Here is a 16,007-nt window from a genome sequence, read left to right as displayed (position 1 = left end):
CCGGCTCCATGGCCAGCGCCCGGGCTCGATGCTCTTGATCATCAGGTACACCAGGTAACCGATCAGCCCGCCGAACACCACGCCGCCGATGGCCTCATGGGCAAACAGCAGGGCAGTGGCGCCGAGGGTCGGGGTTTCGCCGAGCTGGGCGATGCCCAGCAGCACGGTGAACACCACCACCGCGGTGCCGTCGTTGAACAGCGATTCGCCGACGATGGTGGTCTTCAGCGGCTTGGAGGCGTTGGCGGTGCGCAGCACGCCGAGCACCGCGATCGGGTCGGTCGGCGAGATCAGGGCGCCGAACAGCAGGCAATAGAGGAAGCTCACGTGCCAGCCGAACAGGCCGAAGATCCAGTACGCCAGGCCGCCGATGACGAAGGTGGCGATCAGCACGCCGACCGTGGCCAACAGGCCGATGGGCCAGCGGTAGCTGCGCAGGTCGTTGAGGTTGACGTGCAAGGCGCCGGCGAACAGCAGGAACGACAGCATCCAGTTCATCAGCAGGTCGCCAAAGTCGATCTGGCCGATCAGCTGTTGCACGTGCTCTTCCAGGCCGGGATAGCCGAGGAAGCTCAAACCTTGCAGCAGCAGGGAAAACAGCAGGGCGGTGACCATCACGCCGATGGTGGGCGGCAGGCCGATGAAGCGGAAGTTGACGTAGGTGAGCAGGGTGGTCAGGCAGATGAAGGCGGCAACGAGTTCAAGCATCCGGAGTCCTTTGGATTAGAAGCGTGAAAAGAACGCCCGAAAACCATCGGGCAAGGGTTGGATGGGCCGCTGGCGGCCCGGGGCACACCGGCCAGGAAAGTTCAGATTTCTCTGGCGGCGAGTTGGCCGGAGCCGGTCCCGAGGCGCGGTCGCAATCGACTGCGCGCTCGGCGGTCTTGGCGAGGTTCAGCCCGCTACGTTGACCGCGGCGGACTGGCGACGTTGCAGGTAAATGAAAAACAGCGCGGTCAGTACCGTCAGCCCGCCGACCAGGGCGCCGGTCCAGGGCAGGTCGGCCAGGTCGGCGCCGCTGGCGACCACCAGGCCGCCGATCCAGGCGCCGGCCGCGTTGCCCAGGTTGAAGGCGCTCTGGTTCAGGGTTGAACCCAGGTTGGGCGCCTCATGGGCCTGGTCGATGATCAGCAGTTGCAGGATCGGGCACAGGGCGAAGGCGAAGACGCCCCACAACAGCAGGGTGATCGCCGCCGGGATCAGTGCCCGGCTGGTCTGGCTGAACGCGGCCAGCACCAGTACCACGGCCAGCGCCATGGCCACCAGCGACGGCAGCAGGCGGCTGTCGGCCAGGCGTCCGCCGAGCATGCTGCCGCCGGTCAGGCCGACGCCGAACAGCAGCAACATGATGGTCACGCCGTGGGGGCTGACGCCGGTGACATCCTGCAGGATCGGCGCGATATAGGTGAAGACGCTGAACAGGCTGGTGGAAGCCAGCACGCTCATGCCCAGGGCCAGCAGCACGTTGGCCTTGCCCAGCACCCGGAATTCGCTGGCCAGGTTGGCCTTGTCCATGGCGATGTGCCGGGGCAGCCAGAGCCATTGGGCAAGGGCGGCGAGCACGCCGATCAGCGACACCGCCCAGAAGGTCGAGCGCCAGCCGGCGTACTGCCCCAGCGCCGTGCCCAGCGGCACGCCGAGCACGTTGGCCAGGGTCAGGCCGGTGAACATCATGGCGATGGCCTGGGCCCGCTTGTTCGGCGCCACCAGGCCGGCGGCCACCACCGAGCCGATGCCGAAGAACGCGCCGTGGCACAGCGCGGTAATCACCCGCGCCGCCATCAGCGTGGCGTAGTTCGGCGCCAGCGCGCAGAGCACGTTGCCGAGGATGAACATCAGGGTCATGCCCAGCAGCGTGGCCTTGCGGGGCATGTTGGCGGTGCCGACGGCGAGGATCGGTGCGCCGAACACCACGCCCAGGGCATAGCCGGTGATCAGCAGGCCGGCGTCGGGAATGCTGACGGACAGGTCGCGGGCGACATCGGGCAGCAGGCCCATGATGACGAATTCAGTGGTGCCGATGCCGAAGGCGGCAACAGCCAGTGCGAGCAAGGCAAGTGGCATGCGAGGGTTCTCTGTCGGTAGTCTTGACGCGTTGCCCAGGCATACGCATGCCGCCGTTGCTCCTCCAGCAGATCGGGGCCGGAGTGGGCGGTGGCAGAAATTATTGGAATAGATAATGCGCAACTGAGTGCGGCGTGGTCGGCGTCAGTATAGACAGGCGCGGTGCTCAGGTGAATCGATTCTCTTCAAGTAAACAGGGAGTGCGAGGTGCTGGCGACAACTCTGGTACTGGTGGCGGCGCTGCTGCATGCGGCGTGGAATACCCTGATCAAATTCAGTGGCGAGCGCTTGCTGGTGGTGGCTTGCATGGACAGCGTCGCCCTGTTGTTCGTGGCGCTGACGCTGGGGTTCGTCGAGTGGCCGCCGCTGGAACTCTGGCCGTGGATCCTGGCCTCGGCGCTGTTCGAATTACTCTACCGCTACCTGTTGATCCAGGCCTATCGGGTCGGCGACCTGGGCCTGGTCTATCCGCTGATGCGCGGTCTTTCGCCTCTGGTGGTGCTGGCCCTGACCCTGGTCTTCGCGGGCGAGGTGCTCAGCCTCCAGCAGATCCTCGGCATCCTGCTGATCCCCTTGGGCATGCTGTGCCTGCTGTGGCAGGGCGGTGGCGGCGACCGGCTGCCGTGGTCGATGCTGCCGGTGGTGGCGCTGATCGGCCTGTGCATCGGTTGCTACACCTTTATCGATGGCCAGGCATTGCGTCGCTGGCCCCATCCGCTGGATTACCTGGTGTGGGTGACGCTGCTCAGCGCCTGGCCCTTCCCGCTGTTGGCGCTGCTGCGCAAGCGGGCGGCCTTCAGCCTGTTCTGGCGCGAACAATGGCGGCTGGGGCTGAGCGTCGGGTTCTGCGTGTTGTTCAGCTACGCTTTGGTGCTGTGGGCCATGCAGCTGGGGTCGATCGCCGAGGCGGCGGCGCTGCGGGAAATCAGCGTAGTCCTGGTGGTGCTGTTCGGCATGCGCTACCTGAAAGAACCTTTCGGCCGACCCCGGCTCTTAGCCTGTGGGTTGGTGCTGATCGGCATGCTGGTGATGAAGGCCTGACCCGCTCCCTCTCATGACGTTAAAAAGGACTCTGCCATGACCGTCGCATTCTGGTGTGTATTGATCGCCATCTTCCTGCCTTACCTGTGCAACAGCCTCGCCAAGTTCAGCGGTGGCAACTTTGGCATGCGGCAGAACCACGATCCGCGGGCCTACCTCGAAACCCTCCAGGGGTTCGCCAAGCGGGCGAATTCGGCGCAGCTCAACAGTTTCGAAGTGACCCCGGCCTTTGCCGCCGGGGTGATCATCGCCCATATCGCCAACGTCGCCGAACTGGTGACCATCGATGTCATCGCGGTGCTGTTCATCACCAGCCGCCTGCTGTACATCATCTGCTACCTGGCGGACTGGGCGACGTTGCGTTCGCTGGTCTGGTTCGTTGGCATGGCGCTGATCGCCAGCCTGTTTTTCGTTTCGATCTGACCTGGCCCCGACCCTGTAGCCGCTGCCGAGCCCGCGAGGCTGCGATCGCCTGCGCAGCAGGCGCAAAACCTGAGAATGCGTTGGGTCTGGCTAACCGCGTTGGCCCCTTACGGCCGCTGCATCGCAATGCCGCCCGTCCGAGCGCAGCCCCAGCAGCGGCTACGGGATCATTTGCTGTCGGCAACCTCAGGCACTTTCGGCAGCGTGGCGCCCTTGGGCCACAGCATCCAGATCTGGCCCTGCTGCTTCATGTCCCCCGCCAGTTGTCCGGCCGCATCGCCGGTGCCCCAGAACAGGTCGGCGCGCACTTCGCCGGCGATCGCTCCGCCGGTGTCCTGCGCCGCCACCGGGCGGATCAGGTTACTGCCATCCGGGCGGGTGGTGGAAAGCCACAGCAGGCTGCCCAGGGGGATCACCTTGCGGTCCACCGCCACGCTGTAGCCGGACGTCAGCGGTACGTTCAGCGAACCGCGCGGGCCTTCGTTGCTGTCCGGGTTGCGGTTGAAGAACACGTAGCTGGGGTTGCTGCCCAGCAGTTCCGGGATGCGGTTCGGGTTGGCCTTGGCCCAGGCGGCGATGGTGCCCATGGTCACGTCTTCTTTCTTCAGCTCACCCTGGTCCACCAGCCAGCGGCCGATGGGGCGGTACGGATGACCGTTCTGGTCGGCGTAGCCGATGCGCAGCTGGCGCCCGTCTTCCAGCTGGATGCGGCCCGAGCCCTGGATCTGCAGGAATTGCAGGTTCATCGGGTCGGTCAGCCAGGCGATCACCGGGGCCTTGACCCCTTTGCTCTCGATGGTCGCGGCATCGTCGTAGGGTTTCAGCACCCGGCCTTCGAGGCGGCCGCGCAGGCGCTTGCCCTTGAGCTCGGGGTAAATGCTGTCGAGGGCGACTACGATCATGTCTTCCGGCACGCCATAGACCGGCACTGAAGCGCTGGCGGTCTGGGTCAGGCTGCCGGGGTAGACCGGTTCGTAGTAGCCGGTGATCAGGCCATTGCTGCTGCCACTGGCCGAGCGCAGGCCATAGACGTCCAGGTGTTGCTTGAGGAAGCTGCGGACATCGAGGGCGGTGAGCGGCACATTGGCGGCTGTTGCGCAGGTCGGGCCCCACACCGGGTCGGCCTTGAGCCGGGTGCAGGCGCTGCGCCAGGAGCCGAAACCGGCCAGCAGGTCGTTGTCGGACACCGCGGGCAAGGCCTCCCAGCTGGCGCTGGTATAGGTGGCGATGGCGTGGGTCTGGGGTGGCTTGCCGATGTCGCCGCCATTGCAGCCGGCCAGCAGGATCGCGGTCGGCAAGGCCCAGGCCAGGTGTCGGCGCCACAGTTTGAAGCGGGTGTTCATTGGGGATTTCCTTTGGGGTTTGCCTGGGCGCCTGGCGCCTGTGGGCAATCCATATTGTTAATAGGGCTATTGGTCTTTGCCGGGCAGGCGAGGATACTGGCGGCCGTTTCCCGTGACCCGAAGCCACCATGACTCTTAAAAGACTCTCTGTTGTATTGCTGGCCTGCCTGACGTTGTCCGCCTGTGGCGGTGTCGATCCGAACTCTCCGCTGGGCCAGCGCAAGGCGATCTTCAAGCAGATGCTCAAGACCGGCGAAGACCTGGGCGGCATGCTCCGTGGGCGTATCCCGTTCGACGGCCCGCGTTTTACCGAGGGCGCCATCAAGCTGGACAACCTGTCCCACGAACCCTGGAAGCACTTCCCCCAGGTCAAGGAGCAAGGGCAGACCAGCGCGACCGACGATGTCTGGCAGAAGCAGGCGCGTTTCCAGGAACTGGCCCGTACCCTCGAGGCGGCCACCGGCGAACTGGTGATTGCCAGCCAGGTCCAGCCGTACAAGGCCAGCAACCTGGGGCCGGCGGTGCAGAAGGTCGAAGATGCCTGCAGCGCCTGCCATAAAGAGTTTCGCGATCACTGATCCCATTGCCTGAGAGGCCTGCGGCAGGTGCTTCTGCCGTCGGGTCTACTTGTCCAGCTCGTCGAGGGCTTCCTGGAGTTCCTTGCGGGATTCGGCGAGCTTGTCCTTGCGCTTGATGATCTTCTCGGCGTCGCCTTTTTTCATGGCCTTGTCCAGGTCGGCCTGACGCCGGCTGACTTCATGCTTGGCTTCCAGCACCTTGTTTTCCCGCTCCTTTTTCAGCGAGGCATCGGTGCAGTTGGCGGTGGTTTCGCTCAGGGCCTTTTCCAGGCCGGCCTGCTGCTCGCTGTTGCCGTGGGCCTTGGCCTGTTCGATCTGGGTGCTGATGGCCTGGCGCTTGGCGGCGCAGCCGGTGAGTTCCGGGGCCGGCTCGGCCGCCATCAGGGCGCCGGCGCTCAGGCTCAGCGCGGCGAAAAGGGTGAAGGGTGCAAGAAATTTCATAAAGGCTCCGGGTGAAAAGGCCTGTATATCGGGTGTGGGCAATGGGCTGTTTGAGCCATTCGCGCCACTTGGGTTCAACGCCGTCGGATGCAAGGGGCTCAGAAGCCTTCGATCCCGGCGGCACGTAATTTTTCACTCAAGGCCAGGACCTGCGGATCGCGGAAAAAGGCGCTCAACTGAGCGGCGCGTTCCGGGCCGATAGCGCTTTCGTCCTGCCATTGTTCGGTGGTCCTGGCCGCCAATGCGGCCCAATCCTGTTCGAGCCTGGCGTTGCCGGTCGGTGGCAGCCCGAGGGCCTTGAGCCAACGCTGAAACGGCCGTTGGCGGGCACTGCGCAGGCTGTCCAGCAGGCGCGCGACGCTGCGTTCGCCAAGGCCGGCAATGTTAGCAAGCTCCGCAGGGTCGAGGGTCAACCAATCGACCAGTCCATTGATAAGTTGTGCGTCCAAAAGTTTATTCCAGGTGCCGGGGCCCACATGGGGCAGGTCCAGCCCGGACTTGCCGCTGAGCCAGGTCAGGCGGGCGAGGAACTGGCTCCGGCAGCCGGGCAGGGGTTGCCAGCAACTGAGCGCATGGAAGGCCGCGGCGTCCGGGGCCTGTACCGGCAGGCGCCGGGTCGCGCGCAGTACCACCTCATCCAGGCGCGGTATGGTCAGGCCGGCCAGGCTCAGGGACACCTGGTCGCCGGGGCGGATATCCAGGGCTTGCCAGCGCGCCAGCGAACCCAGGCTGACCCGTGCGACCTGCCGGTCGTCCAGGCGCACCGGCTCAAGCTCGAGCACCGGGGTGATCCGGCCAGTACGGCCGATCTTGAAGTCGACCTTGCGCACCAGGGCCAGGGCCTGGGCGAACGGGTACTTCCAGGCGGCGATCCAGTAGGGCGCGCTGGCTTGCCAGCGTTGCGCCTCCGGGCGCCTGCTCTGGCGCAGGACGATGCCGTCGCTGGCGAAGGGCAGGGCCGTGCGATACCAGTGCTCTCGCCAGCGGCGGGCCTCGGCGAAAGTGTCGATGCGCTGGCTGTATTCGCTGCTCAGGGGAAACCCCAGGGCCTTGAGGCCGGCCAGTCGCTCCGGCAAGGTGCTCGGGCCCTGCGGCCAGTCCCAGACGAACAGCCCGATCTGGCTGGCCTGCCGTGCATCCAGTGCGTTGCGGGCCAGCAGGCCGGCGACCTGGCCGCGGGCATTCAGGCTGCCGGCCCTGGCCTGGATGTGTCGGTCCTGGCGCCAAAAAAGCTCGCCCTGGAGCAGCAGGTCCCGAGGTTCGGGCAGGCGTTTGGGGATGGCCTCGATCAACTGGGCGGGAGTGGTCCAATCCTGGCCCTGAAGGCCATCGCCGCGGCTGATGGCTTGCTGGAACTGTCCCTGGCGATAGATCAGGGTCACGGCCACGCCGTCGACCTTGGGTTGCACCCAGACCTCCTCGCGCCTGGCGAGCCACCGTCGCACGGCGTTTTCATCCGCCAGTTTGTCCATGCCGGTATGGGCAATGGGGTGGGGCACTGTGCCGCGGGCGCTGCGCAGCGGGTTGGCGCGTTCCGCGGTGGCGCCGGGAAAGCAGCGTTGCCATTGCTCGAGCCGGGCCCGGGACTGGTCGTACAGCTCGTCGGCCACCGGTGACTGGCCTGCGCGGTGGTAGCTGTCGTCCCAGCGGTCGATCTGTTGCTGCAGGGCTAGTGTTTCGGTCTGTGCCTGGGCGGGTGTCCAGTCCGGGCAATCCCTGGCGAGGCTCGGCAGGGAGAGGGCGGCCAGGCAAAGGCCGGCCAGCAGAAGCGATCTGTAGGGCATGGGGAGCATCCTTGCTCGGGAGAGTCAGGTTGCAGGCTAGAGCGGCGGGTGGGAGGGCGAAAGGGCGGATGGGTTGCCGGGTATTGCGAGGGGAGGGTTTGGGCGTCCGGCCACGGAAAGACGCGGGTTGGCGCGGCCAGTCATGAAACCTTCGGCCACAAAAAAGCCCCGCAAGGCGAACCTTGCGGGGCTTTTTGCGTTGCCCCGATTACAGGGCGGCAGCAGCGCGCAGGGCTTCGGCGCGGTCGGTCTTTTCCCACGTGAAGGTGCTGAACGTATCGTCACCCACGGTCTTGGTTTGCGGGGTGCGGCCGAAGTGGCCGTACGCCGCGGTCTCGCGGTACATCGGGTGCAGCAGGTCGAGCATGGTGGTGATCGCGTAAGGACGCAGGTCGAACACTTCGCGGACCAGCTTGATGATCTTGTCGTCGCTGATCTTGCCGGTGCCGAAGGTGTTCAGCGAGATCGAAGTCGGTTGTGCCACGCCGATGGCGTAGGACACCTGGATCTCGCAACGCTCGGCCAGGCCGGCGGCAACGATGTTCTTGGCCACGTAACGACCGGCGTAGGCGGCCGAACGGTCGACCTTCGATGGGTCCTTGCCGGAGAACGCGCCGCCGCCGTGACGGGCCATGCCGCCGTAGCTATCGACGATGATCTTGCGACCGGTCAGGCCGCAGTCGCCCACCGGGCCGCCGATGATGAACTGGCCGGTCGGGTTGATGTGGAACTGGGTGTCCTTGGACAGCAGTTCGGCCGGCAGCACGTGCTTGACGATCAGTTCCATCACGCCTTCGCGCAGGTCCTTGTACGACACGTCAGGGTTGTGCTGGGTCGACAGGACAACAGCGTCGATACCCACCACCTTGCCGCCTTCGTAACGGCAGGTGACCTGGGACTTGGCGTCCGGGCGCAGCCACGGCAGCAGGCCGGACTTGCGGGCTTCGGCCTGACGCTGCACCAGCTGGTGCGAGAAGGTGATCGGGGCTGGCATCAGCACGTCGGTTTCGTTGCTGGCGTAGCCGAACATCAGGCCCTGGTCGCCGGCGCCCTGGTCTTCAGGCTTGGCGCGGTCGACGCCCTGATTGATGTCGGGAGACTGCTTGCCAATGATGTTCATCACGCCGCAGGTCGCGCCGTCGAAGCCGACGTCGGAGCTGGTGTAGCCGATGTCGCAGATCACGTCACGAACGATCTGCTCCAGGTCGACCCAGGCCGAAGTGGTGACTTCGCCGGCGACGATGGCCACGCCGGTCTTGACCAGGGTTTCCACCGCTACGCGAGCGTGCTTGTCCTGGGCAATGATGGCGTCCAGCACCGCATCGGAAATCTGGTCGGCGATTTTGTCCGGATGCCCTTCGGACACGGACTCGGAGGTGAAAAGGGAGTATTCGCTCATCTCGACGGTTTCCTAAAATTTACCGATGGTGAGTGTCGCCAGCCGGTCGCTGAAAGTGGCGGACCTGGATCTGGAAACCATTACGTAAACCTACATACAGACTTTCCCCGGGAACCAATCCCGCAGCGGTGGCCCAGCGGGCCAGGTCGTCCTGGTCGAACCCCAGCCAGAGATCACCGCAGGCCTCCCTGGCCCAACTCTGGTTGTGGCTGCACAACTCTGTCACTAACAGGCTGCCGCCTGGTTGCAGCAAACCGGCCATGGGCTTGAGCGCATCGGCCGGCGCGGCGAAATGGTGCAGGACCATGTTCAGCACCACGCAATCGGCCATCAGGCTCACGCCATTCAATGCATCGGCCAGTTGCAGGCTGACGTTAGCCAGCGCTTCGCGTTCACAGACCTGGCGTGCCAGTTCGAGCATGGCCGGGCTGTTGTCCAGCGCAGTCACCCGGGCGAAGCGTCGGGCCAGTTCCGGCAGGAAACTGCCATCCCCGGGGCCGACTTCGATCGCCGTGGCGGTGTCCGTGAAGTTCAGCTTGTCGAGCAGGGTCAGCACGCTGTCGCGGTACTGGGGCAGTCCTGCGATCAGGTCCTGCTGGGCGCGAAACTTGTCCGCGACCCGGGCGAAAAAGTCCTGGCTGGCGGCCGCCCGCTGGCGGTGCACCAGGCCGATGCGCGCCTGTACTTCGCCAGGCAACGCCAGGTTGTCCACTTCATCCAGCAGGGCGGCGTGCAGCTTGCCGCCCAGCAGTTCGGTGTGGGGCAGGGCTCGGCGGTAGAAAATCGCGTTGCCTTCGCGGCGGGTAGCCACCAGGCCGGCCTGGGCCAGGACCTTAAGGTGGTGGCTCATGCCGGACTGGCCGATGGCGAAGATCTGCGCCAGCTCCAGTACGCCGAACGAGTCGTTGGCCAGCGCGCGCAATACGTTCAGCCGCAGCGGATCGCCGCCGGCCTTGCACAGGGCTGCCAGTTCGTCGCAGTGATCATGGCTGATGGAGGGCGCGCGTAGATTCATAGGGCCAGCAGTCTAGTGACGCGCCTCGGCGCTCGCAAGGTCAATATCAAAAAGTTTTGATATTGGTCGATGGATGGCGCTTAACGGCGGTTGTTCTGCTCTACAGACGAACTGCGGAATGGTTTCATCAGGCGATTGCGCCTGTGTCCGCCGGAAAAACGCGCCAGAGTGACTATCTGTCATTGCCCCCGGCCTACCGGCTGAGGGAAAATGCACGCCTTTTTTCCGATTCGTTTTAATCAACTCGATTTAGATAACCCTCAGGAGATCAGCGATGCCAAGCCGTCGTGAGCGTGCCAACGCCATTCGTGCCCTCAGCATGGATGCCGTGCAAAAAGCCAACAGCGGCCATCCCGGTGCCCCCATGGGTATGGCGGATATCGCCGAAGTGCTGTGGCGCGACTACCTCAAGCACAACCCGAGCAACCCAGCCTTCGCCGACCGCGACCGCTTCGTGCTGTCCAACGGCCACGGCTCGATGCTGATCTACTCGCTGCTGCACCTGACCGGCTACGACGTCACCATCGACGACTTGAAAAGCTTCCGCCAGTTGCACAGCCGCACCCCGGGCCACCCGGAATTCGGCTACACCCCGGGCGTCGAAACCACCACTGGCCCGCTGGGGCAGGGCCTGGCCAACGCCGTGGGCTTCGCCCTGGCGGAAAAAGTCCTGGCGGCGCAGTTCAACCGTCCCGGCCATAACGTCGTCGACCACCACACCTACGTGTTCCTGGGCGATGGCTGCATGATGGAAGGCATTTCCCACGAAGTCGCTTCCCTGGCCGGCACCCTGGGCCTGGGCAAGCTGATCGCCTTCTACGATGACAACGGCATCTCCATCGACGGCGAAGTCGAAGGCTGGTTCACCGACGACACGCCAAAGCGTTTCGAAGCCTACAACTGGCAGGTGATCCGCAATGTCGACGGTCATGACCCGGAAGAGATCAAGACCGCGATCGACACCGCGCGCAAGAGCGAGCAGCCGACCCTGATCTGCTGCAAGACCACCATCGGCTTCGGTTCGCCGAACAAGCAGGGCAAGGAAGACTGCCACGGCGCGCCACTGGGTGCCGAGGAAATCGCCCTGACCCGCGCCGCCCTGAAGTGGAACCACGGTCCGTTCGAAATCCCGGCCGACATCTACGCCGAGTGGGATGCCAAGGAAACCGGTCGCGCCGTCGAAGCCGAGTGGGACCAGCGTTTCTCCGCCTACTCCGCCGCGTTCCCCGAGCTGGCCAACGAACTGGTGCGTCGCCTGAGCGGTGACCTGCCGGCCGACTTCTCCGAAAAGGCCGATGCCTACATCGCCGAAGTCGCGGCCAAGGGCGAAACCATCGCCAGCCGTAAAGCCAGCCAGAACGCCCTGAACGCGTTCGGCCCGCTGCTGCCGGAATTCCTCGGCGGTTCGGCCGATCTGGCCGGTTCCAACCTGACTCTGTGGAAAGGCTGCAAGGGCGTCAGCGCCGAAGACGCCAGCGGCAACTACATGTACTACGGCGTGCGCGAGTTCGGCATGACCGCCATCATGAACGGCGTGGCTCTGCACGGTGGCCTGGTGCCTTACGGCGCGACCTTCCTGATGTTCATGGAATACGCCCGCAACGCAGTACGCATGTCGGCCCTGATGAAGCAGCGTGTGATCCACGTCTACACCCACGACTCCATCGGTCTGGGCGAAGACGGCCCGACGCACCAGCCGATCGAGCAGATCGCCAGCCTGCGTTCCACCCCGAACCTCGACACCTGGCGCCCAGCCGATGCCGTGGAATCGGCGGTGGCCTGGAAAAACGCGATCGAGCGCAAGGACGGTCCTTCGGCGCTGATCTTCTCCCGTCAGAACCTGCAGCATCAGACCCGCGACGCGGTGCAGATCGCCCAGATCAACCGCGGCGGCTATGTGCTCAAGGACTGCGCGGGCGAGCCTGAGCTGATCCTGATCGCCACCGGTTCCGAAGTCGGCCTGGCGGTACAGGCCTTCGACAAACTGACCGAGCAGGGCCGCAAGGTGCGCGTGGTGTCCATGCCATGCACCAGCGTGTTCGATGCCCAGGACGCCGGCTACAAGCAGTCGGTCCTGCCGCTGCAGGTCAGCGCCCGTATCGCCATCGAGGCCGCCCACGCGGACTACTGGTACAAGTACGTCGGCCTGGAAGGTCGCGTCATCGGCATGACCACCTACGGCGAGTCGGCCCCGGCGCCGGCCTTGTTCGAAGAGTTCGGTTTCACCCTGGACAACATCCTGGGTCAGGCTGAAGAGCTGCTGGAAGACTAAGTCCGCCGGTTGCGTTGCCTGCTGTTCTTCGCGGGCAAGCCTCGCTTCTACAGATCACCGAGATCCTGTAGGCGCGAGGCTTGCCCGCGATGACAATGGAACAGGCAACGCGGCCCTGATGGATTCACCCCGGTAATCGAGAACCCCATGCCTCAACCGCGTCGCTATAAAGTTGCACTCAACGGCTACGGCCGGATCGGTCGTTGCGTCTTGCGTGCCCTGTTCGAGCGGGGGGCGGCGGCCGGGTTCGAGATAGTCGCGATCAACGATCTGGCCGACATGGCCAGCATCGAATACCTGACACGCTTCGACTCCACCCACGGCCGGTTTCCCGGCGAGGTGAAGGTCGACGGCGATTGTCTGCATATCAATGGCAACTGCGTGAAGGTCCTGCGCAGTGCCACCCCCGAAGGCATCGATTGGGCGTCCCTGGGCGTCGATCTGGTGCTCGAATGTTCCGGTGCCTACCACACCCGCGAAGATGGCCAGCGTTTCCTCGACGCCGGTGCGCCGCGGGTGCTGTTTTCCCAGCCGATGGCCAGCGAGGCGGATGTCGACGCCACCATCGTCTACGGGGTCAACCAGGACTGCCTGACCGGCGCCGAGCTGCTGGTGTCCAACGCTTCCTGCACCACCAACTGCGGCGTGCCGCTGTTGCGTCTGCTGGACCAGGCCATTGGTCTGGAATATGTGTCGATCACCACCATCCACTCGGCGATGAACGATCAGCCGGTGATCGACGCCTATCACCATGAAGACCTGCGCCGCACCCGTTCGGCGTTCCAGTCGGTGATCCCGGTGTCCACTGGTCTGGCGCGTGGCATCGAACGGCTGTTGCCGGAACTTGCCGGGCGAATCCAGGCCAAAGCTGTGCGCGTGCCGACCGTCAACGTGTCCTGCCTCGACATCACGATGCAGACCGTGAGCGATACCGACACCGGCGAGGTCAACCGGATCCTGCGCGAGGCCGCCACCAGCGGTCCGCTCAAGGGCCTTTTGGCCTACACCGAGTTGCCGCACGCCAGCTGCGATTTCAACCACGACCCGCATTCGGCGATCGTCGATGCCAGTCAGACCCGTGTTTCCGGCCCGCGGCTGGTGAACATCCTGGCCTGGTTCGACAACGAATGGGGTTTTGCCAACCGGATGCTGGATGTTGCAGGGCACTACCTGCGAACAGCGGCTCCATAACCTGTCTCTAAACTTTCTGTTCCCAGAAATCAGTCACCCAGGAATTGCGACCCATGACCGTGTTGAAGATGTCCGACCTCGATCTGCAAGGTAAGCGCGTACTGATCCGCGAAGACCTCAACGTCCCAGTCAAGGACGGTGTTGTCACCAGCGACGCGCGGATCCTGGCTTCGCTGCCGACCATCAAGCTGGCCCTGGAAAAAGGCGCGGCCGTGATGGTCTGCTCGCACCTCGGTCGTCCGACCGAAGGCGAGTTCTCCGCCGAAAACAGCCTCAAGCCGGTGGCCGACTACCTGAGCCGCGCCCTGGGTCGCGAAGTACCGCTGGTGGCCGACTACCTGGGCGGTGTCGAGGTCAAGGCCGGCGACATCGTGCTGTTCGAGAACGTGCGCTTCAACAAGGGCGAGAAAAAGAACGCCGACGAACTGGCCCAGCAATACGCGGCCCTGTGCGACGTGTTCGTGATGGACGCCTTCGGTACCGCGCACCGTGCCGAGGGTTCGACCCACGGCGTGGCCAAGTTCGCCAAGGTCGCGGCGGCCGGCCCGCTGCTGGCTGCTGAACTGGACGCGCTGGGCAAGGCCCTGGGCAACCCGGCCAAGCCGATGGCGGCCATCGTCGCCGGCTCCAAGGTGTCGACCAAGCTCGACGTGCTCAACAGCCTGAGCCAGATCTGCGACCAGCTGATCGTGGGAGGCGGCATCGCCAACACCTTCCTCGCCGCTGCCGGTCACCCGGTCGGCAAGTCGCTGTACGAGCCGGACCTGCTGGATACCGCCCGTGCCATCGCCGCCAAGGTCAGCGTGCCACTGCCGGTGGACGTGGTCGTGGCCAAGGAGTTCGCCGAGAGCGCTGCCGCCACCGTCAAGCTGATCGCCGACGTGGCCGCCGACGACATGATCCTCGACATCGGCCCGCAGACCGCAGCCAACTTCGCCCAACTGCTGAAGTCGTCCAAGACCATCCTGTGGAACGGTCCGGTCGGTGTGTTCGAGTTCGACCAGTTCGGCAACGGCACCAAGGTGCTGGCCCAGGCCATCGCCGAAAGTGCGGCGTTCTCCATCGCTGGCGGTGGTGACACCCTGGCGGCCATCGATAAATATGGCGTAGCCGAGCAGATCTCCTACATTTCTACCGGCGGTGGCGCTTTCCTCGAGTTCGTCGAGGGCAAGGTACTGCCGGCGGTCGAAGTCCTGGAAAGCCGGGCCAAAGCCTAAGGCCCCAATGGCCAGGCAAAGGAGTGTTCATATGGTCAAGACGTTGCCACTGTTGATCGTCGCGGGCTTGCTGGCTGGCTGCAGCAGCCAGCCGGCCCAGTCGGAACCCGACTCGGGCGAGCCGGAAAAAGGCTGTTACCAGGCCGACTGGCAGGCCGAGACCGCGCCGGTGATCAACAAGCGTATGGGCCCCGATGGTCTGGACAAGTACGAGACGCCAACCCGGGCCAAGGAACATGGTTGCCCTTGACGGGTCTGATTCGATAACGCGTTGCGCTGGCGGCCCCGGGCCGTCGGCCGAGGAACACCGATGAAAGGCTTTATTGCCGTGGCGGCGCTGGGATTGCTGGCAGGTTGCGCCAACCTGGACCTGTTCAAGTCGTCCGCGACGGACAACTGGACGACCTGGGTATGCGACAGCCAGGCGCAAGTGGTCTGGCGTTATACCGACAGCAGCCGCAAGGAAGTCGATGTGCGGTTGGGCGGAGCCGACCAGGTCTATCGCCTGAAGCTGGAACCGAGCGGTTCCGGTTCGCTGTACAGCAACGACATGCTGGCGTTTCACGAAAAAGGTGACGAAGGCCTGGTTTACTGGGTCGCCACCAACGATTTGATCGGCCGCGGCTGTAAAGCGCCGTAGGCCGGGAACTGATGCTGAACCTGTAGGAGCGAAGCTTGCTCGCGATGAGGCCCTGACATTCAGCAGGGATGTCGCCAGGCCGATCGCTATCGCGGGCAAGCCTCGCTCCTACAGGGATGCAAGGTTCGAAAGATTGATGAAGTAACGAATCCGCAGGCCGGGCTGACCCCCGATCTGCAGTCACTTGAATAGCAGCCGCCGCTCCGGCAGGCTTGCACGATTAACGACCCTCGACCGGGAGAGATACACAATGGCACTCATCAGCATGCGCCAGATGCTGGACCACGCAGCCGAATTCGGCTACGGCGTTCCAGCCTTCAACGTCAACAACCTTGAACAGATGCGCGCCATCATGGAAGCCGCTGACAAGACTGACTCTCCGGTGATCGTCCAGGCTTCGGCCGGTGCCCGCAAATACGCCGGTGCGCCTTTCCTGCGTCACTTGATCCTGGCGGCGATCGAAGAATTCCCGCACATCCCGGTGTGCATGCACCAGGATCACGGGTCCCGCCCAACCGCCTGGAGCAGGCCCGGCGCAAACTGCTGGATCTGCTGCAGGCCCGCAGCGACGCGCAGACGGCGATCGTGGTCTATGCCGG

Annotated in this window: 16 protein-coding genes; 9 read left to right on the top strand and 7 right to left on the bottom strand. The window is 64.6% G+C overall.

Annotated elements, in window-relative coordinates; all coding sequences use genetic code 11:
* Together ACQKQA_RS26985 and ACQKQA_RS26980 are read right to left on the bottom strand one after the other, a co-directional pair.
* Nucleotides 1–708 (bottom strand): cation:proton antiporter (locus ACQKQA_RS26985; RefSeq protein ID WP_427564191.1); only part of this gene is annotated, 708 nt, incomplete at its 3' end.
* A gap of 186 nt (nt 709–894) precedes the next feature.
* A complete protein-coding gene (locus tag ACQKQA_RS26980; RefSeq protein WP_427564189.1) occupies nt 895–2,064 on the bottom strand; it encodes an MFS transporter in 1,170 nt (389 codons plus the stop codon).
* A 207-nt stretch (nt 2,065–2,271) separates the two neighbouring features.
* Between ACQKQA_RS26980 and ACQKQA_RS26975 the strand changes: the two genes are divergently transcribed.
* Nucleotides 2,272–3,105 (top strand): EamA family transporter, encoded by an 834-nt coding sequence (locus ACQKQA_RS26975; RefSeq protein ID WP_427564187.1) that lies wholly within the window; start codon nt 2,272–2,274, stop codon nt 3,103–3,105.
* 36 nt (nt 3,106–3,141) lie between these two features.
* Complete coding sequence (locus tag ACQKQA_RS26970) at nt 3,142–3,528, top strand: MAPEG family protein (protein WP_427564185.1); 387 nt, start codon at nt 3,142–3,144, stop codon at nt 3,526–3,528.
* A 167-nt stretch (nt 3,529–3,695) separates the two neighbouring features.
* Here ACQKQA_RS26970 and mltA read toward each other — a convergent pair whose 3' ends face one another.
* Entirely contained in the window at nt 3,696–4,871 is a 1,176-nt protein-coding gene (mltA, locus tag ACQKQA_RS26965; RefSeq protein WP_427564183.1) for a murein transglycosylase A, read from the bottom strand.
* A gap of 128 nt (nt 4,872–4,999) precedes the next feature.
* Between mltA and ACQKQA_RS26960 the strand changes: the two genes are divergently transcribed.
* A complete protein-coding gene (locus ACQKQA_RS26960; RefSeq protein ID WP_427564181.1) occupies nt 5,000–5,449 on the top strand; it encodes a c-type cytochrome in 450 nt (149 codons plus the stop codon).
* 45 nt (nt 5,450–5,494) lie between these two features.
* Here ACQKQA_RS26960 and ACQKQA_RS26955 read toward each other — a convergent pair whose 3' ends face one another.
* The 4 genes from ACQKQA_RS26955 to ACQKQA_RS26940 form a co-directional block, all read right to left on the bottom strand.
* Complete coding sequence (locus ACQKQA_RS26955) at nt 5,495–5,890, bottom strand: DUF1090 domain-containing protein (protein ID WP_427564180.1); 396 nt, start codon at nt 5,888–5,890, stop codon at nt 5,495–5,497.
* A gap of 98 nt (nt 5,891–5,988) precedes the next feature.
* Nucleotides 5,989–7,674, bottom strand: a complete 1,686-nt coding sequence (gene ligB / locus ACQKQA_RS26950; protein ID WP_427564178.1) for an NAD-dependent DNA ligase LigB — start codon at nt 7,672–7,674, stop codon at nt 5,989–5,991.
* 208 nt (nt 7,675–7,882) lie between these two features.
* A complete protein-coding gene (metK, locus tag ACQKQA_RS26945) occupies nt 7,883–9,073 on the bottom strand; it encodes a methionine adenosyltransferase (protein WP_427564176.1) in 1,191 nt (396 codons plus the stop codon).
* Nucleotides 9,074–9,092: 19 nt separating this feature from the next.
* Nucleotides 9,093–10,088, bottom strand: coding sequence for an ArsR/SmtB family transcription factor (locus ACQKQA_RS26940; RefSeq protein ID WP_427564174.1), 996 nt, complete (start codon nt 10,086–10,088; stop codon nt 9,093–9,095).
* Between the two features lie 274 nt (nt 10,089–10,362).
* On the opposite strand from ACQKQA_RS26940, the gene tkt reads away from it, so the two are divergent.
* The 6 genes from tkt to ACQKQA_RS26910 form a co-directional block, all read left to right on the top strand.
* On the top strand, nt 10,363–12,360 hold the full coding sequence (gene tkt / locus ACQKQA_RS26935) for a transketolase (RefSeq protein WP_427564172.1): 1,998 nt from the start codon (nt 10,363–10,365) through the stop codon (nt 12,358–12,360).
* Nucleotides 12,361–12,507: 147 nt separating this feature from the next.
* Nucleotides 12,508–13,551: an erythrose-4-phosphate dehydrogenase gene (gene epd, locus ACQKQA_RS26930; protein WP_427564170.1), complete on the top strand. Its 1,044-nt coding sequence runs from the start codon at nt 12,508–12,510 to the stop codon at nt 13,549–13,551.
* 53 nt (nt 13,552–13,604) lie between these two features.
* A complete protein-coding gene (locus tag ACQKQA_RS26925) occupies nt 13,605–14,768 on the top strand; it encodes a phosphoglycerate kinase (RefSeq protein ID WP_427564168.1) in 1,164 nt (387 codons plus the stop codon).
* A 31-nt stretch (nt 14,769–14,799) separates the two neighbouring features.
* Entirely contained in the window at nt 14,800–15,018 is a 219-nt protein-coding gene (locus tag ACQKQA_RS26920) for a hypothetical protein (RefSeq protein WP_427564166.1), read from the top strand.
* Nucleotides 15,019–15,078: 60 nt separating this feature from the next.
* The gene (locus ACQKQA_RS26915; protein WP_427564164.1) at nt 15,079–15,408 is read left to right on the top strand and encodes an MliC family protein; all 330 of its coding nucleotides are present in this window, start codon (nt 15,079–15,081) and stop codon (nt 15,406–15,408) included.
* 250 nt (nt 15,409–15,658) lie between these two features.
* A partial coding sequence (locus ACQKQA_RS26910) for a class II fructose-bisphosphate aldolase (RefSeq protein ID WP_427564162.1) occupies nt 15,659–16,007 on the top strand: 349 nt, incomplete at its 3' end.

Origin of the sequence: Pseudomonas sp. NPDC089530 (genome assembly GCF_050280705.1) — a bacterium.
Classification (GTDB): domain Bacteria; phylum Pseudomonadota; class Gammaproteobacteria; order Pseudomonadales; family Pseudomonadaceae; genus Aquipseudomonas.
The sequence above is the reverse complement of the archived record's forward strand: the minus strand, read 5'-3'. Positions and strand labels throughout refer to the sequence as shown.